At 65.8% G+C, this 16,956-nt stretch carries 19 protein-coding genes; 10 read left to right on the top strand and 9 right to left on the bottom strand.

The genetic code is table 11. From position 1 onward, the window contains the following. Positions 1-47 precede the first annotated feature (47 nt). The 3 genes from ACFOSU_RS20145 (at position 48) to ACFOSU_RS20155 (ending at position 3,208) form a co-directional block, all read left to right on the top strand. Positions 48-800 carry a winged helix-turn-helix domain-containing protein gene (locus tag ACFOSU_RS20145; protein WP_380691800.1) on the top strand — a complete coding sequence of 251 codons (753 nt, stop codon included), beginning with the start codon at positions 48-50 and terminating at the stop codon, positions 798-800. Beyond that, positions 800-2,278: a sensor histidine kinase gene (locus ACFOSU_RS20150; RefSeq protein ID WP_380691801.1), complete on the top strand. Its 1,479-nt coding sequence runs from the start codon at positions 800-802 to the stop codon at positions 2,276-2,278. Before ACFOSU_RS20145 ends, ACFOSU_RS20150 begins: the two co-directional genes overlap by 1 nt. An 87-nt stretch (positions 2,279-2,365) precedes the next feature. After that, a complete protein-coding gene (locus ACFOSU_RS20155; RefSeq protein WP_380691802.1) occupies positions 2,366-3,208 on the top strand; it encodes a DUF1223 domain-containing protein in 843 nt (280 codons plus the stop codon). A 105-nt stretch (positions 3,209-3,313) separates the two neighbouring features. Here ACFOSU_RS20155 and ACFOSU_RS20160 read toward each other — a convergent pair whose 3' ends face one another. Both ACFOSU_RS20160 and ACFOSU_RS20165 read right to left on the bottom strand, forming a co-directional pair. After that, positions 3,314-3,832, bottom strand: a complete 519-nt coding sequence (locus tag ACFOSU_RS20160) for a hypothetical protein (protein ID WP_380691803.1) — start codon at positions 3,830-3,832, stop codon at positions 3,314-3,316. A gap of 265 nt (positions 3,833-4,097) precedes the next feature. Next, positions 4,098-4,400: a hypothetical protein gene (locus ACFOSU_RS20165; RefSeq protein ID WP_380691804.1), complete on the bottom strand. Its 303-nt coding sequence runs from the start codon at positions 4,398-4,400 to the stop codon at positions 4,098-4,100. A 302-nt stretch (positions 4,401-4,702) separates the two neighbouring features. Between ACFOSU_RS20165 and modA the strand changes: the two genes are divergently transcribed. Genes modA through modC form a run of 3 tightly spaced genes read left to right on the top strand, consistent with a single transcriptional unit; the run spans position 4,703 to position 7,337 of the window. Further along, positions 4,703-5,530 (top strand): molybdate ABC transporter substrate-binding protein, encoded by an 828-nt coding sequence (gene modA, locus ACFOSU_RS20170; protein ID WP_380691806.1) that lies wholly within the window; start codon positions 4,703-4,705, stop codon positions 5,528-5,530. Between the two features lie 17 nt (positions 5,531-5,547). Continuing rightward, complete coding sequence (modB, locus tag ACFOSU_RS20175; protein WP_380691807.1) at positions 5,548-6,237, top strand: molybdate ABC transporter permease subunit; 690 nt, start codon at positions 5,548-5,550, stop codon at positions 6,235-6,237. Continuing rightward, complete coding sequence (gene modC, locus ACFOSU_RS20180; RefSeq protein WP_380691984.1) at positions 6,234-7,337, top strand: molybdenum ABC transporter ATP-binding protein; 1,104 nt, start codon at positions 6,234-6,236, stop codon at positions 7,335-7,337. Before modB ends, modC begins: the two co-directional genes overlap by 4 nt. A 26-nt stretch (positions 7,338-7,363) precedes the next feature. Here the strand turns inward: modC and moaCB are convergent, their stop codons facing one another. The 4 genes from moaCB to ACFOSU_RS20200 form a co-directional block, all read right to left on the bottom strand. Further along, on the bottom strand, positions 7,364-8,284 hold the full coding sequence (moaCB, locus tag ACFOSU_RS20185; RefSeq protein WP_380691809.1) for a bifunctional molybdenum cofactor biosynthesis protein MoaC/MoaB: 921 nt from the start codon (positions 8,282-8,284) through the stop codon (positions 7,364-7,366). Further along, positions 8,281-9,030, bottom strand: a complete 750-nt coding sequence (locus ACFOSU_RS20190; RefSeq protein WP_380691811.1) for a molybdenum cofactor biosynthesis protein — start codon at positions 9,028-9,030, stop codon at positions 8,281-8,283. The genes moaCB and ACFOSU_RS20190 overlap by 4 nt, the downstream gene beginning before the upstream one ends. Before the next feature lie 106 nt (positions 9,031-9,136). After that, positions 9,137-10,363 carry an MFS transporter gene (locus ACFOSU_RS20195; RefSeq protein WP_380691812.1) on the bottom strand — a complete coding sequence of 409 codons (1,227 nt, stop codon included), beginning with the start codon at positions 10,361-10,363 and terminating at the stop codon, positions 9,137-9,139. Positions 10,364-10,528: 165 nt separating this feature from the next. Continuing rightward, positions 10,529-10,822 carry a PepSY domain-containing protein gene (locus ACFOSU_RS20200; RefSeq protein ID WP_380691813.1) on the bottom strand — a complete coding sequence of 98 codons (294 nt, stop codon included), beginning with the start codon at positions 10,820-10,822 and terminating at the stop codon, positions 10,529-10,531. 111 nt (positions 10,823-10,933) lie between these two features. Between ACFOSU_RS20200 and ACFOSU_RS20205 the strand changes: the two genes are divergently transcribed. From ACFOSU_RS20205 to ACFOSU_RS20215, 3 genes are read left to right on the top strand one after another with little or no spacing between them, the layout of a single operon-like run. Next, positions 10,934-11,302, top strand: coding sequence for a PepSY domain-containing protein (locus tag ACFOSU_RS20205; RefSeq protein ID WP_380691814.1), 369 nt, complete (start codon positions 10,934-10,936; stop codon positions 11,300-11,302). A 53-nt stretch (positions 11,303-11,355) separates the two neighbouring features. Continuing rightward, positions 11,356-12,051 carry a response regulator transcription factor gene (locus ACFOSU_RS20210; protein ID WP_380691815.1) on the top strand — a complete coding sequence of 232 codons (696 nt, stop codon included), beginning with the start codon at positions 11,356-11,358 and terminating at the stop codon, positions 12,049-12,051. Next, positions 12,048-13,403, top strand: coding sequence for a sensor histidine kinase (locus ACFOSU_RS20215; RefSeq protein WP_380691816.1), 1,356 nt, complete (start codon positions 12,048-12,050; stop codon positions 13,401-13,403). The genes ACFOSU_RS20210 and ACFOSU_RS20215 overlap by 4 nt, the downstream gene beginning before the upstream one ends. Positions 13,404-13,427: 24 nt before the next feature. Here the strand turns inward: ACFOSU_RS20215 and ACFOSU_RS20220 are convergent, their stop codons facing one another. The 3 genes from ACFOSU_RS20220 to ACFOSU_RS20230 form a co-directional block, all read right to left on the bottom strand. Then, positions 13,428-14,291, bottom strand: a complete 864-nt coding sequence (locus ACFOSU_RS20220) for an MBL fold metallo-hydrolase (RefSeq protein ID WP_380691817.1) — start codon at positions 14,289-14,291, stop codon at positions 13,428-13,430. Positions 14,292-14,321: 30 nt separating this feature from the next. Further along, positions 14,322-14,984, bottom strand: a complete 663-nt coding sequence (gene rpiA, locus ACFOSU_RS20225; RefSeq protein ID WP_380691818.1) for a ribose-5-phosphate isomerase RpiA — start codon at positions 14,982-14,984, stop codon at positions 14,322-14,324. Between the two features lie 151 nt (positions 14,985-15,135). Next, complete coding sequence (locus ACFOSU_RS20230) at positions 15,136-15,834, bottom strand: YggS family pyridoxal phosphate-dependent enzyme (RefSeq protein ID WP_380691819.1); 699 nt, start codon at positions 15,832-15,834, stop codon at positions 15,136-15,138. A gap of 70 nt (positions 15,835-15,904) precedes the next feature. Here ACFOSU_RS20230 and ACFOSU_RS20235 point away from each other — a divergent pair, with 70 nt between their 5' ends. Beyond that, the gene (locus ACFOSU_RS20235) at positions 15,905-16,951 is read left to right on the top strand and encodes a type IV pilus twitching motility protein PilT (protein ID WP_380691820.1); all 1,047 of its coding nucleotides are present in this window, start codon (positions 15,905-15,907) and stop codon (positions 16,949-16,951) included. Positions 16,952-16,956: the final 5 nt, after the last annotated feature.

The following is a 16,956-nucleotide window of genomic DNA, read 5'->3' on the forward strand; positions in this document are numbered from 1 at the left end:
GATCGCTACAGTAGGCTGCATGGCCAACAGCGGATCGAGGCAGCACCATGGCGGAACGAATTCTGTGCGTCGAGGACGACCCCGATATCGGCCGCCTGCTGGTCGCCATCTTCGGCGAGGCCGGTTACCCCGCGGATTGGGTCCAGACCGGTGAGCAGGCGCTGGAACGCTGGCCCGACGCCGCGCTCGTGGTGCTCGACCTCATGCTGCCCGGCATCGACGGCCTTTCCGTATGCCGCGAGATCCGAGCCACCGACACCGCAGTGCCGCTGATCATGCTGACCGCAAAAGCGGGTACGTCGGATGTGGTGACCGGGCTGGAGATCGGCGCTGACGACTACATGACCAAGCCGTTCGAGTCGCGGATTCTGCTGGCTCGCGTGCAGGCGCTGCTGCGTCGCCGCGCGCATGATCGCGAGTTGGCCAGCAGCCAGCCGGCCACCGACGCGGCCGATCCGCCGCCACTGGTGGTCGGCGATCTGGCCATCGATACCGCGGCCCATCGCGTTACCCTGGCCGGTGAGCCGTTGTCGCTCACGGCCAAGGAGTTCGCCCTGCTGTCATTGTTTGCCCGCCACCCGGGCCGCGGATTCACCCGCGGCGAACTGCTCGACGAAGTGTGGGGGCCCGAGTTCGACGGCTTCGACCATACCGTCAACACCCATATCAATCGTCTGCGCGGCAAGATCGAAGCCGACCCGGCCCAGCCGCGCTATATCCATACCGTGTGGGGCGTCGGCTATCGGTTTGCCGATGAAGTCAGCGAAGCGGTGCACGAGCGCGGCAGCGCGTCTTCGTAATGCTTAGCCTCTGGCGTGGGCTGGGCAATCTCTGGCGCAGTCTCTACGCGCGTATCGCGCTGGTCTATCTCACGAGCCTGCTGGTGCTCTCGGTGGCCGCCGCCTGGATCGCGGTCAGCCAGTTCGACCAGCTCGGGCGCGAATTCCAGCAGCGCATGCAGATCGATCTGGCCGACAATCTGGCTCAGGTGATGCGGGAGCCGCTGCGGCAGGGCCCGCAAAGCGCCGGGGCAAGCGATGCCGCGCGCCTGATTCTGTCGATCAACCCGTCGCTGTCGCTGTACGTGCTCGATGCCGAGGGCCGGGTGGTCGGCGACTATGCCGATCCGAACTGTGGCGACGACGCCCAGGTCGATGTCGATGCGCTCAACAATCTGCTCGGCGAGACGCCGATGCTGCCGGTGTTCGCCTCGGCCCCCTGCACGCGCCAGGCCAGCGTGTTTTCGGTGGCGCGTATCCAGTACGGCGCGGCGGATACGCCGGGCTATCTGTTCGCGGTGCTCGATGCGGGCACGCGGATGTCCATGTACGCCATGCTGCGTACCAGCACGATCACGCGCACGCTGATCGCGGCCGGTGTACTGGCGCTGCTGCTGTCGGGCGCGGTAGGGCTGTTCCTGTTCGCCTTGCTCACGCGGCGTTTTTCGCGGCTGATCGAGGCCGTGCAGCGTTTTGCCGAGGGCGATTATGAACAGCGCATCGAGCCGGTTCGGGACGACGAGATCGGCCGCCTGGGGCGTGCCTTCAACGACATGGCCGCCACCATCGAGGTGCAACTCAACGCGCTGCGCGAAAACGACCGGCAGCGGCGCGAGCTGGTGGCCAATCTGTCGCACGATTTCCGCACCCCGCTGACCTCGCTGCAGGGGTATGCCGAACAGCTGCGCAGCCGGGATGATCTCGCCCTGGTGGTCAAGCACGAACATCTGGATGCCATTCTCGCCAACGCCCGGCGTCTGACCCAGCTCGCCCAGCAATTGTCGACGCTGGCACGCGTGGATGCTCATGAAAAGCCGCTGTGTATCGAGCCGTTCTCGCTGGCCGAACTGGCCTACGACATCGTCGGCAAGTTCCAGCCCCAGGCGCGCGCGGCCGGCGTGGCGCTGGAAGTGCAACGCGTGCCCACGCCGGCAATGGTCAGCGCCGATCTGGCGCTCATCGACCGGGTACTGGCCAACCTGCTCGACAACGCCCTGAACGCGACGCCTTCGGGCGGGCAGGTGTGGTTGACCGCCGAGGCGCAGGGCGATGTGGTGCAAGTCTGTATCGGCGATACCGGGTTCGGGCTCGACAAGGACGATATCGCGCTGGTCACCCAGCGCTTCTATCGCACCAGCGCGGGCCGTGCGCGCGGCGAAGGCTCGGGTCTGGGGCTGTCCATCGTCGACGAGATCTGTACCCGCCACGGTTCGCGCCTGCGCATCCAGAGCACGCCCGGCGCGGGAACCCGGGTGCGCTTCGATCTGCCCCTGGCGTGATCGAATCGTGAGGTTTTGAGCGCCGGCAGCCGTCAGTGTGAGGATTCCGGCCGGGCCCCTACCGGCTGTCAACCCACGAGGCTAGTCATGGCGAATTTCATCAAGACAACGCGATCGCCGGGCAGAAGATGGCGGCTGCTGGTCGCGGCGCTGGCACTGCTCGTGCCCGCGGCCACCGCATGGGCCGCGCCGCGTCCGGTGGTGCTGGAACTGTTCACGTCCAACGGCTGCTCCAGCTGTCCGCCGGCCTACGCATTGCTCAGTGACCTGCGCGAGAATCCGCCCGCCGACGACATCGAGCTGATTCTTCTCAATCAGCATGTGGACTACTGGGACAATCTGGGTTGGGTCGATCCGTTCTCGGGGGCCAAGTACACCGACCGCCAGCGCGGTTATGCACGCAATGTGTTCGGCAGTGGCCGTGTATATACGCCGCAGCTGGTCGTCGACGGCCAGCGCGAGATGGTGGGGAGCCGCCGCGGAGAGGTGACCGCCGCGATCAAGGCGCAGGCCGACGCGGCGAACCTGCCGGTGACGCTGAACATCGCCCGCGATGGCGCGCGCGCGGTGACCGCGACGGTCGATCTGGGCGGTAATGCCCGCGATGGCGCCGTGCAGGTATGGCTGGCGATGACCCAGGACGATGTCGTCACCCAAGTCGGCGGCGGCGAGAACGGGGGCCGTTCGTTGCATGAAGATGGCGTGGTGCACCAACTGGTGCCGGCGCAGGTCGTGGCGGGCCAGCAGCGCTACAGCGCCCAGTTGTCGCTGCCGTCGCGCGCGCCGGTAGCATCACTCGCGGTGGTGGCGTTCGTACAGCGGGTGCCGTCGCGTGCCATCGTGGGGGCGACGCGCACGCCGCTGTCGCAGACTTCGCTGTCGCTGAAGGCGTCACCCACGCAGCAGGAACTGGCGTCAATCGTGCACTGAGTTTTTCAGGCGCATGGTCGAAAAAAAGGGCAGCCTCGCGGCTGCCCTTTTTTCAATAGTATTACCGACGGCACAGGGTGCCGATGCGGCTTACCTGCCGGTGCTTTAACGGGCCGAGCTGTTGCCGCCCGACTCGTAGTCGCCGCCCGACATGGAACCGTTCTTGGAACTGTTGTCAGGACTGCTCATGGAGTCCTCGTCTTCCAGGTCGTCGGCCGAATGGCCGTTCGCGTCGTTGGCGCCGCCAGCTTCACTGTGCATGCCATTGCCGCCCGACTTGTAGTCGTCGCCGGACATGGTGTCTTCGTCGCCGTGGCCGGAGCCCGACATCGAGCTGTTGCCGTCTTCGATATCGTCGGCCGAGTGGCCGTAATCGTCGTTGCTACCGCCGGCTTCGGTATTGTTGCCGCCGGACTGATAGTCGCCACCGGACATCGAGCCGTTGGACGATTTGGACTCAGCCGATGTGCTGCTGTCGGTGGACAGGGTGGTCTCGCCCGACATGCTGTGTTCGCTGGTATTACCGCTTTCCGCCGCCAATGCGCTGGAGCCGAAAATCAGGGCGCCTGCGCATATCATCGACGATACGGCGGTACGTGCGGAAATCTTTGTGGAACGCTTCATATAAAACCTCTTGAACTATCGTCCGGACTTGTTCGTCCTATCGACCAAAATTATGCCTTACGCAACTGAACGGCGTATGACTGAACGCCTTCGCGCCTTGCCAGACAATGGTTACAGCTGCCGGAAATGCAATATCCGGGTTTCCACGGATGCCCCGGTGCCTCCCGAGGGCAGGTTCGCGGTAACCGCCGCGACGATCCCGAGGCATCGGGCATCTGCCTGATGTCCGGGGTCGTGCGGCTCTGCGCCGTAGCGCTTGTTGGCTCTACATGTCGTTGTCGTTGGGCATGCTGTCACGACGGTTGGACATGCTGTCCACACTGACGTTGCTGCGATCGCCGAAAGAGGCGCGGGCGTTATTGGCCGCCTGGGTGGCGGCGGGTCGGTCCGACTGCGAGAAGTTATCCTCGACCTCGACCCCGGAGGTGCCGTAGTTGTCGTTGGCGCCGCCGGCCTCGGCGTGGCGGTCGCTCTGCGTGACCTGATGATCGGCGGTGCCGGCCGCGAATGTGGCGGTGCTGGCGACGGCCAGCAGGAGGGCGGCGATGAGAGGGGCTCTGAAATGCATGCTTGAAGTCCTTGCTTTGCGGGGAAAAAGGGCGGCTCGAGCCGGAAAAAGCGGCGCGAGTACTGCCATCTGCTTCTCTATATGCGACTAATTGTGTAGAAATCAATTGCTCGCAACGTAAATAATGGGCTCGCGGCAAGAACTATCCGATGCCTACGCTGCGGTGTATCGCGACCGCTACGCGCTGCGTTCGCTATGTAGTAAGCTATATAACGCTGGATGCGTCGAGTGCCGATATCGGCTATGCGATATGCCCAACCCGGGCACCGACGCCTTCACCATCAGTCAAGCGAGAGGGCGCCATGTCGCGGTACCGTAATCTTGGGCGGAGTGTATTCACCGGCTTTGTGCTCATTGTTCTGTCGGCACTGGTTGTCGCGCCGCTATCGGCACGCGCCGCCGATGCGCAAGACTCGTCGCTGCTGGTATTCGCCGCGGCGAGCCTCAAGAACGCGATGGACGGCGTCGTCGTCGCCTACGAGAAAGATCATCCGGTGGACGTAAAGGTCAGCTATGCGGGCAGTTCCACGCTTGCCCGCCAGATCGAGCAGGGCGCGCCGGCCGATGTCTATGTCTCGGCCAACCAGGACTGGATGGACCGACTCGACGCTGATGAACGCGTCGACAGCGCCTCACGGGTCGATCTGTTGGCCAATTCGCTGGTGCTGGTCGCGCCTGCGGACAGCGACACGCGGCTCGAGATCGCGCCCGATTTCGACATCGTGGCCGCGCTCGGCGACCGCTATCTGGCCATGGCCAACACCGACGCGGTGCCGGCCGGTATCTACGGCCGTCAGGCGCTCGAGTTCCTGCACGTCTGGGACGGCTTGCAGGGCCATATCGCCCAGGCCGACGACGTGCGCGCCGCGCTCGCGCTGGTGGCCCGCGGCGAGGCGCCGCTGGGCGTGGTCTATTCCAGCGACGCAGTGGCAGAAAAGGATGTGCAGGTGGTCGATACGTTTCCCGCCGCCAGCCATAAGCCGATCATCTATCCGGCGGCGATACTGACGGGCGTGGACAATCCGCAGGCGCAGCGTTTTCTCGCGTTCCTGCAAACCGACACCGCCGCCGGCATTTTCAAGCAATGGGGTTTTCGCCTGGCCGGAAGCAGCGCCGCGAAGCCCCAATGAAAGCGCGCGCGTGACCGATGCTTGATCCGGCCCAGGCCGAGGTGCTTCGGCTGAGTCTTTGGGTGGCGATCACCGCCGTCGCCTGCAGTCTGCCCTTTGCGCTGGCCGTTGGCTGGTTTCTCGCCCGCTCGCGCTGGCGCGGCAAGATGGTGGTGGATGCGCTGGTGCATCTGCCGCTGGTACTGCCGCCGGTGGTCACTGGTTATCTGCTGCTCATCGGCCTGGGTCGCAATAGCCTGATCGGCGGCTGGCTGGCCGATACCTTCGGCCTCGTTTTCGCCTTTCGCTGGACCGGCGCGGCGCTGGCCGGCGCGATCATGGGTTTTCCGTTGCTGGTGCGCCCGATCCGGCTGTCGCTGGAAGCGATCGACAGCCGGGTCGAGGACGCCGCGGCCACGCTCGGGGCCGGCCCGGTGTGGGTCTGGCTGAGCATCACCCTGCCGCTGGCGCTGCCCGGCGTGATCGCCGGCCTGGTGCTGGCCTTCGCCCGGGCCCTGGGCGAATTCGGCGCCACCATTACCTTCGCCGCCAATATCCCCGGCGAGACACGCACGCTGCCGCTCGCGATCTACAGTTTCATCCAGGTGCCCGGCGGGGAAGGCCAGGCGCTGCAGCTGATCCTGATCTCGGTGGCGGTCTCGTTCGGGGCCCTGTTCGCCTCGGAACTGATGGCGCGCTATATCAAGCGCAGACAGGCGGTGCGCTGATGCTCGAGATTGATGTCAGCCACCGGCTCGGAGATTTTTCGCTGGATTGCGCGTTCGCGAGCGCGGAACGGGTCACCGGTCTGTTCGGCCCGTCGGGCGCGGGCAAGAGCACGCTGCTGCGCATTCTCGCCGGCCTGATCACGCCCGCGCGCGGGCGCATCGTGCTGGCCGGGCGTTGTGTCTTCGATAGCGAGCGGGGTATCCGTATCCCCGCGCATCGCCGGCGTATCGGCTATGTGTTCCAGCAGGCGCGCCTGTTCGCGCACCTGAACGTCCGCCACAATCTGGGTTACGGGGCCTGGTTCGCGCGCGCACACCGACGCGCAGCGGATTTCGATCGCGTCGTCGACATGCTCGACATCGGCCCGTTGCTGGAACGCCGCATCGCCGGGCTGTCCGGCGGCGAGCAGCAGCGGATCGCCATCGGCCGGGCCTTGCTGTCCGATCCCGCGATGCTGCTGCTCGACGAACCGCTGGCGTCGCTGGACGCGACCCGCAAGGCCGAAGTGCTGCCCTATATCGAGCGGCTCAGCCAGGAATCGGCGCTGCCGATCGTGTTCGTCAGTCACCAACTGGACGAAATGCTGCGTCTGGCCAATCGCCATGTGGTGGCGGTCAGCGAGGGGCGTATTGCTTTTTCCGGTCCGACCGCGGATTTTCTCGCGCGTCCCGAATTGCTGGGGGCCGAACATGCCCGCGACGCGGGTGCGCTGCTGCGTGCGCAGGTAGGGCGGCATGTGCCGGAACACGGGCTGTCGGTGCTCGACTGCGAGAACCAGTCGTTGTTCGTGCCCCATCTGGAACAGGACATCGCCAGCCCGGTGACGCTGCATGTACGCGCCCGTGACGTGATGCTGGCGCGCGAGCGTCCGGCGGGCATCAGCGCTCTGAATGTGCTCGCCGGCCATGTCGAATCGGTCACCGCCGATGGAGACTATGCGGTCAATGTGATGCTCGCGATCGGCCATCAACGTCTGGAAGCACGGGTCACCCGGCGCTCGGCCGAGGCTCTGGACCTGCGCGTGGGCCAGCTTCTGTTTGCCGTGGTCAAGAGCCTGGCGCTGGCCGAGCAGTCCTGGCAGCGGCTGGCCGGGTTGTAGCGGCCCGCCGAACAGAGCGCTCTGGCCTAGCCGGCGTGCTCGGCAAAACGCTCGTGGATTTCCAGTACGTGGATCAGGCTCGGCAGCAGTGCAGTCAGGGTTTCCTTCGAGCCCGAGCGGCTGCCGGGGAAAGTGAGCACCAGACTGTTATGGGCAAAGCCGGAGACCCCGCGCGAGAGCACGGCATAGGGCGTGCGCCGCTGGCCGAAGGCACGGGCGGCTTCCATCAGACCGGGCATGGGCGTGGTCAGCAGCGGTTCCACGGTCTCGACCACGCGGTCCTTCGGGCCGATGCCGGTGCCGCCCACGGTGACGATCAGGTGGGTGTTGCTGGCCATGGCCGCGCGCACGGCATCGCCCACCCGCTGCTGATCGTCGGGCAGGATCTGGTAGTCGAGCGGGGCAAAGCCGGCTTTTTCCAGACCTTCGGCGACCTGTTTGCCCGCCGTGTCCGGCTTGTTGCCGTCGGCGACCGGATTGGAGACCATCAGCACGGTCGCGCTCAGCGGCTTCTTGAGCGTGCGCTTGTAATGACTCTTGCCGCCGGTCTTGTCGAGCAGACGGGTCTCGCCGATGGCCAGTTCCGCCGGCTCGGCATAGGGCTTGAGCATGTCGTAGAGGGTGAGCGCGGCCATGCTGGCCGCGGTCAGCGCTTCCATTTCCACGCCGGTGGGGCCGATGGTGTGGACTTCGGCCTCGATCACCACGCGCTGTTCCTCGAACGCAAAATGCACTTCCGCGGCATGGATCGGCAGCGGATGACACAGCGGCAGCAGTTCGTCAGTGCGCTTGGCGGCGAGAATGCCCGCGATACGGGCGGTGGCCTGTGGATCGCCTTTTTCGGTATCGCGATCGCGAATACGTTCGATGCAGTGCGTCGGTGCGTGGAAGGTCGCGGTCGCGGTGGCCGAGCGCAGGGTCTCGGGCTTCATGCCAACGTCTTTCATACCTGGGAACCGGAAGATGAATCAGCCGCGTCGTCGTTGCGCGGGCGCTCGGGCCGCGGCACTTCGGTGCCTTCGAGATAGGCACTCGAGCCGTCGGCATAGTATTCGTTTTTCCAGACCGCGACCCGCGCCTTGAGTTCTTCGAGCGCGTAGCGCGCGGCGTCGAAGGCCTGGGCGCGGTGCACCGAGCGCACCACTACATAGACGCTGACTTCGCCGAGCCCGAGCTGACCGGTGCGGTGCTGGATACGACAGGCGTGGGCGTCGAATTTCTCCATCGCCTCGTGCTCGATATCGGCCAGCGTCTTCGCGGCCAGCGGGCCGTAGGCAGAGTAGTCCATGGAGACGACTTCACGGCCTTGATTGGCCAGCCGAACGGTGCCGCCGAAGACCACCAGCGCGCCGCAGGTCTCGTCTTCGGTTTCGGCCATCAGGGCTGCGAGGTCGAGTTCCTGCGCGCTCAGATGGCGTTCGATGGCGACCTCGGGCTGGCCGCCGGAGACCGGCGGAATCAGGGCGATACGATCGCCGTCGGCAAGCGTGGCATCGGCTGCGAGCAACGTATCGTCGCGGGCGCAGGCCGTGCGCTCCAGCAGCGCGGCCGCGTTGGGATACTGGAGCTGTGCGCCGTGGATGAGAGCCGACGGCGTGAAGGGCGCCTGTACGGCCACCGGGACCTGGTCGGCGCCCATCAGCGACTGCAGCTCGCCGAAGCATTCGACGGTGACGTCAATGATCTGGCTCATGATTTTAATCGTTGCCTTAAAGGCGGTTGTTCTGCGGCAAGGCTAGACGCCGGGCGCGGGCCGCGCAATTGCGGCCGTCGCGACTCGCGATGAAGTACGGCGCCGACTACTGGCCCGTGGCCGCGGTATCGGCAACGGCAGTTCGGCGTGGCTCGGTCCACCAGAACACAAGCGCGGCGGCTTCGAGTACGCCGGCCACCGTCATCGCACCCGGCCAGCCGGCGATATCGTAGGCCACCCCGGCCATCAGCGAGCCGGCCGCACCGCCGAGAAAGAAGCAACTCATATAAGCGGTGGTGATCCGGCTGCGTGCTTCCGGGCGCAGGGTATAGATCATGCTCTGATTGAGAATCTGCACGCCCTGCACGCCCAGGTCCATCAGCAGGATGCCGATCACCAGCGCGATCAGACTGTGCGGCAGCGCCGCCATGAGCACGAACGCGAGCAGTGCCGATACGATGAATCCGGCCGTGCCCAGCTGACTGCGCCCGCCGTCGTGCAGACGTCCGGCCAGCGAAGCGCCGATCGCGCCGGCCGCACCCAGCAGGCTGAACAGGCCGATGGTGGTTTCGCTGTAGCCGTAGGGCGCGGGCGCCAGCAGAAAAGGCAGCGTGGTCCACATGATCGTGAACGAGGCAAAGCCGAGCGTGCCGTAGACGATGCGCCGGCGCAGGACCGGCTCATCCACGATCAGGCCCGCGATCGAGCCGAGCACGCGGCCGTAATGCATGCGTTCGCCCGTGGCCTGGGTATCCGGCAGCACGCGATGAAGCAGATAGGCCAGCACCAGCAGCACCACCGACGCGCAGCCGAAGACCGCGCGCCAGCCGGCGACATCGGCAATCAGGCCGGAGAACGCCCGCGCCAGCAGGATGCCGATCAGCAGACCGCTCATCACCCGGCCGACCACCGCGCCGCGCTGATCGTCGGCGGCCAGATGCGCCGCCATGGGCACCATGATCTGGGCCGCGGTCGAGGTCAGGCCAATCAGGAAACTGGCGAGCAGGAACCCGTAGAACCCCGGCGCGAAGGCGGCGCAGGCCAGCGACAGGCAGGCACCCACGCTCACCATCGGCACCAGTCGGCGCCGATTGAAGAAATCGCCCAGCGGAACCAGGAATACCAGGCCCGCCACGAATCCCAGCTGGGTGACGGTGACAATGCTCGCCGCCGCGGCACTGGAGACGTCGAAGGTGCGCGCCAGCAGATCGAGCAGGGGCTGGGCGTAATAGATGCCGCCCACCGACAGGCCGCAGGCCACGGCCATGAGCCAGACGAGCGGGGTGGACGGTGTCAGAGGGGGCGGGCTGTTCGTTGATCGTTGATCGGTCACGGAGGCTCTTGGCGGGCGACAGGCAAGCGCAACAGTTTAACGATGCATGATGCAGCGACGAAATCGCGGTGCACGAAAATTCCGGCGCCACGTTAAAAAAGCCCGCCGGACATCAGTCGGGCGGGCCGTGCCGCGCCGCGCGCGGTATTCTGAAGCGGTAGACGATCAGTCGTCGTCGCGCTCGCTACGCAATACCTCGCCGGTCTTGCCGTCGACGGTTATCTCGACGCGCTGGCCGCTGGGGGCGGTGGCATCGACGTCGTAGCGATCCAGTTCCCGGTCGATGCTGTCGATATCGGTATAGCCCTTGCCCTCGAGCATCTCCACGGTCTTGGCAATCGACATCATCGAGCTGCTGCCCGATGTGCTGTCCTGGCTACTGTTCTGGGCAAGGGCAACGCCGCTGGCCAGTGTGAGGGCGGTGGCGGCGGTCAGGGCGATGCGTGTGCGTTTGATCATGGATAGGTCTCCATTGGGTGAGTTCGAAAGCGATGCTGCGCCGCGTGCGTCGAATTCGGGGTGAACGTCGCGTTAATCGCCAATTCATCGCGGTGCTCATCCAATGAGGCCATGCGAAATACTTCGACATCGTGGCGCGTCGCGCTGGCGCTCCTGTGCGCAATCGTCATGCTGCCGGTGGCCGCGTCGCGGGCCGACGACGATGACGACGACATGGATGCGGCGCGAGCGGCGCTGGCGGCCGGCGATATTCGTCCGCTCGACGCGCTGCTGGCAAAGGTCGAGCGCGAATGCCGGGGCCGCTTCGTGGAAATGGAACTGGAACGCGACGACGGCCTCTGGATCTATGAAATAAAGTTGCTCGGGCCGCGCGGTGATGTGGCCGAGCTGGAATACGACGCCCGCGATTTCGCGCTGGTCGAGGCCGAAGGCCGACGGTTGGACCTGCTCGACTGCGTGCCGCCGGGCACGCCGGACTGACCGGCCCGATCGCTGGCAGACAGGGGCTTATGAACATATCCGGGGTGGATTAGATGCGGCTGCTCGTGGTCGAAGACGAACCCACGCTCGCCGAGCAGCTCGGCGAGGCGCTGGCCGAGGCCGGCTATGCGGTGGATGTATCCGGCGACGGCGAGGACGCCGCCTACCGCGGCGCCACCGAGCCCTACGACGCGATCGTGCTCGATCTGGGCCTGCCGCGCCTGGACGGCCTGAGCGTGCTGCGGCGCTGGCGGACAGAACTGATCGATGTGCCGGTGCTGGTACTCACCGCGCGCGGTGAATGGCATGAGAAGGTCGACGGCATGGACGCCGGCGCCGACGATTATCTGGCCAAGCCATTCCGCATGGAAGAACTGCTGGCGCGCCTGCGGGCGTTGATTCGCCGGGCCAGTGGCAGTGCCTCGGCCGTGCTCGAGCGCGGCGGGGTGACACTGGATACGCGTACCGCGCGGGTGAGCGTGGCCGATCGACCGGTCAGGCTCACCGGCCATGAATATCGCGTGTTGTCCTACCTGATGCACCATGCCGGCGAGATCGTGTCGCGCAGCGAACTCATCGACCATATCTATGCACAGGATTTCGATCGCGACTCCAACACCATCGAAGTCTTCATCCGGCGGCTGCGCAGCAAGCTCGGCGGCGAAGTCATCGTCACCGAACGCGGTTTCGGCTATCGCTTTGCCGTGCACGAGGCAGTGGCCGGCAACAACGGCGAGGGCGACGATTGAGACGCGCATCGCTGCAACGGCGATTGTTTCTCGGCGCGCTGGCGTGGATCGTGGTCGCGCTGGTGGTCACCGGACTGGTGTTGTCGCTGCTTTTTCGTCAACACCTCGAAGATGAACTCGCGCGCCGTCTGGACGCGGATTTTCTGCAGCTTGTCTCGCAGCTGAGCGTCGACGCGAACGGTCGGCTGGTGCAGGCGCGGCCGATGAGCGATCCGCTCTATCAGCGCGTGTTTTCCGGGCGCTACTGGCAGGTCGACAGCGCCGAGGCCGGCGGCGCGGCCGAACCTTTGCTGCGTTCACGCTCGCTGTGGCAACACCGCCTGGACAGCGGCGAGAGTGACGCGGCGAGCGGCCCGCGCCGTATCGTCGGGGTTCGCGCCACGCCGCTGCTGGCCATCGCCCGGGACATCACCCTGCCGCGCCGCGCCGGCGCCCTGCGCCTGACCGTCGCCGCCGATCTGCGCCCCGTCGAGAACGCGGTGCATTCATTCATCGGCGCACTGATGCTGGCGCTCGGGGTGCTGGCACTGGGGCTGATTGCGGCGGCCGCGCTCCAGGTCGGCCTGGGCCTGCGCCCGTTGCGGCGTCTGCGTGCCGAACTGGGCGCCATCCGGCGTGCCGCCAGTACGCGGGTGTCGGGCGATTATCCCGGCGAGGTCGCGCCGCTGGTGGCTGATCTGAACACCGTGCTCGCCGCCAACGAAAGCCTCATCGAGCGGGCCCGCGATCAGGCCGGCAATCTGGCCCATGCCCTGAAGACCCCGCTGTCGGTGATCGGCAACGAGGCCGATCGCCTGGGCCGAGAGGGCGATACCGTGCGCGCCACGCGCCTGCAGCGCGAGGTGCAGGCGATGCGGCGCCAGGTCGACTGGCATCTGGCCCGTACCCGGATCGCCGGCACCCGGCGCGCCGGTCTCGCCACGCCGGTCGCGCCGGTACTCGCGCGTCTGCAGCGCACGCTGCAACGGCTGCACGGCGAGGCCGGTCTGGTAATCGACGTGGATTGTGACGACGCGCTGGTCTTCGCCGGCGAAAGCCAGGATCTCGAGCAGATGCTCGGCAATCTGATGGATAACGCCTGCAAGTGGGCACGCGGCGTGATCGAGGTCCGCGTGCTGCGCGAGGACGGGCGCCTGTGCCTGTGCGTGGATGACGATGGCCACGGGCTGGACACGGCGCAGCGCGAGCAGGCGCTCGTGCGCGGCCAGCGGTTCGACGAAACCACGCCCGGTTCGGGGCTGGGGCTGGCGATCGTCAGTGATCTGGCGGCGGCCTACGACGGCGCCCTGGTACTGGAAGCCGCCGCACTCGGCGGGCTGTCCGCCCAGCTCTGGCTGCCGGCAGCCGGCTAGCGATGGCTCATCCGGGTCTTGGTCTCAAAAACGATTGAGCGGTATTTTCAGGTACGAGGTGCCGTTGTCTTCGGGCTCGGGCAGACGTCCGCCCCGGATATTGACCTGCAGGGCAGCCAGCATCCGCGCCGGCAGCGGTAGTTCCGCGTCACGCGCTTCGCGCAGGGCAACATAGGCGGGCTCGTCCAGGCCCCGCACATGCGGATTGTGTGCGCGCTGCTCGGCCACGGTGGACTCCCAGCGCGGCTCGCGGCCGTCGGGCATGTAGTCGTGGCCGGTGAACAGGCGCGTGGCGGCCGGCAGCTCCAGAATCTGCTGGATGGAACGATACAGATCGCGCGCGCTGCCGCCCGGGAAATCGGCCCGCGCACTGCCGAAATCGGGCATGAACAGGGTGTCGTGTACAAAGGCCGCGTCGCCGATCACATAAGTGATCGAGGCCAGCGTATGGCCGGGCGAGAACAGCACTCGGCCCTGCAATGCGCCGAGCCGGAAGCTGTCGCCGTCCGCGAACAGGTGATCCCACTGCCGGCCGTCGGTGGCCAGGTCGGGCAGGTTATGAATGTCCTTCCACAGCGCCTGGACCGCGGTGATCCGGTCGCCGATCGCCCGCGGCGCGTCCAGCAGGTCGGCCAGATACACGGCAGCCGAGAAATGATCCGCGTGCGGGTGGGTGTCGAGTATCCAATCGACGCTCAGGCCGCGGCCGCGGATGAAGGCGATGATTTCATCGGCCGATTCGGTGCTGGTGCGGCCCGAAGCCGGGTCGAAATCCCAGACCGGATCGATCACCGCACAATGCGCCGTGGCCGGGTCGATCACCACATACTGGACGCTGAACGTGTTGTCATCGAAGAAGGCTACGACTTCGGGGATGGCGTCCGTCATGGGCAGCGGGCTCGACGCGGATCGTGACTTCTAACGGGTAATGACATCGACGCCGCCCTTGGCGCCGACGATGAGCACGTCCGCCGGCCGGCGCGCGAACAGGCCGACAGTGACCACGCCGGGCAGGGCATTGATCGCGTCCTCGAGTTCGATCGGATTCATGATCTCGAGGTTGTGCACGTCCAGAATCGGATGACCGTTGTCGCTGATGAATCCGGTGCGCAGCTCCGGTTCGCCGCCGAGCTTGACCAGGGCACGGGCCACGCTCGAGCGGGCCATTTCGATGACTTCCACCGGCAGCGGAAAACGGCCCAGCAGGTCGACGCGTTTGGAGTCGTCGACCATGCATACGAAGGTGCGGGCCGCGCCGGCGATGATCTTCTCGCGGGTGAGCGCGCCGCCGCCGCCCTTGATCAGTTCGAGATGTGCATTGGCTTCGTCGGCGCCGTCGATATAGACGCCGAGCGCGCCGCTGCTGTTGAGATCGACCACGTCGAAGCCGGCCGCGCGCAGGCGCTCCGTAGTGGCCTTGGAACTGGACACGCAGCCCGGAATCTCGGGCTTGCGCTCGGCCAGTACGTCGATGAAATGATTGACCGTCGAGCCGGTGCCGACCCCCAGATATTCGCCGTCGCGCACGTGTTCATAGGCCGCCTCGGCGGCCGCACGCTTGAGTTCTTCCTGCTTGCTCATTGCTCGTTCCGGTATCGATTTGCGCCGATTCTAACGCAGTTGCCGGGCGGTATTGTCGGTGGCGCACGGGGCCGGACACGGGGCGCGGCCTAGCCGTGGCACGCCTCGCGCGCGGCTGGACGGCGAGCGTGTCGCCTTCGGTTTATAGGCGTCAGCCGCGCGCGCCGAAGATGTCGGTACCCACACGCACGTGGGTTGCGCCTTCGGCGATCGCGGCTTCCAGGTCGGCGCTCATGCCGATCGAGAGGGTATCCAGCCGATGGCCGTCGGCGTTGAGGCCTTCCATGAGTTCGCGCAGTGTCGCGAACGGCCGGCGCTGGCTGTCGTAGTCGTCGCTGTAGGTGGGGATGGTCATCAGTCCGCGCAGGCGCAGGTTGGGCAATTCGGCGATCTGCGCGGCCAGCGCCGGCAGTGCGTCGGCGGCGATGCCGGACTTGCTGTCCTCGTCGTCGACGTTGACCTGGATGCAGATATTCAGTGGCGCCATGCCGTCGGGACGCTGGTCGGAAAGCCGGCGCGCGATCTTGAAACGGTCGACCGCATGGGCCCAGGCGAAGTGCGCGGCAATATCGCGGGTCTTGTTTGACTGAATGTCGCCGATAAAGTGCCAGACGGGTTGGCGAGCGGCGAGTGCGTCGATCTTGGCCAGCGCGTCCTGGAGATAGTTTTCACCGAAATCGAGCTGGCCGGCGTCGAGTGCGGCCGCCACCAGTGCCACCGGCTTGGTCTTGCTGACCGCGACGAGCCGGATCTCGTCGGCAGCGCGATGGCAATCGCGCGCGGCGTGCGCGATACGCGCGCGAACCGCGTCGAGATTGGCAGCAATATCGTCGGGGCGGGTATCGGTCATCGGTTATGTTTTTGGCATCGGGTACGGTTAGAGTACGCGACAAGCTTGCAGCGATGGACATCGGGGGCTCATGGATATTTCTCAGTTACTGGCTTTTTCGGTCAAGCAGAACGCATCGGATCTGCATCTGTCGGCCGGCCTGCCGCCGATGATCCGTGTCGATGGCGACATGCGGCGAATCAATCTGCCGTCGATGGAACACAAGGAAGTGTTCGATCTCGTCTACGACATCATGAACGATCGCCAGCGCAAGGATTACGACGAGAATCTGGAGACCGATTTCTCGTTCGAGATTCCGGACCTGGCGCGTTTTCGTGTCAACGTGTTCTATCAGAATCGTGGCTCGGCGGCCGTTTTTCGCACGATTCCCTCCGAAGTGCTCACGCTCGAGGATCTCGATGCGCCCAAGAGCTTTCGCGATATCGCCAGCCTGCCGCGCGGTCTGGTGCTGGTCACCGGCCCGACCGGCTCCGGCAAGTCGACCACGCTCGCGGCAATGGTCAACCACAAGAACGAAACCGAGCTCGGCCATATTCTCACCGTCGAGGATCCGATCGAGTTCGTGCACAGCTCGCGCAAGTGCCTGATCAATCAGCGTGAAGTCGCCCGCGATACGCATTCGTTCGCCGCCGCGCTGCGCTCGGCGCTGCGCGAGGATCCGGACACCATTCTGGTCGGCGAGCTGCGCGATCTGGAAACCATCCGCCTGGCGCTGACGGCCGCGGAGACCGGGCATCTGGTGTTCGGCACGCTGCATACCAGCTCCGCGGCCAAGACCATCGACCGCATCATCGACGTGTTTCCGGGCGCGGAGAAGGATATGGTGCGATCGATGTTGTCCGAGTCGCTGCGCGCGGTGATTTCACAGACGCTGCTCAAGAAGAAGGCGGGTGGTCGGGTTGCCGCCCACGAGATCATGATCGGCACGCCGGCGATCCGTAACCTCATCCGCGAGGGCAAGGTGGCACAGATGTATTCCTCGATTCAGACCGGCCAGTCGGTCGGCATGCAGACGCTCGATCAGTGTCTGCAGGATCTGGTGCGCCGCGGCGTGGTCAATCGCGAAGAGGCCGGCCGGCGTGCCGCCAATCGCGATGCCCTGGCCGCCACCGGATAGCCGTA

The organism is Salinisphaera aquimarina, from assembly GCF_042643355.1.
GTDB lineage: Bacteria > Pseudomonadota > Gammaproteobacteria > Nevskiales > Salinisphaeraceae > Salinisphaera > Salinisphaera aquimarina.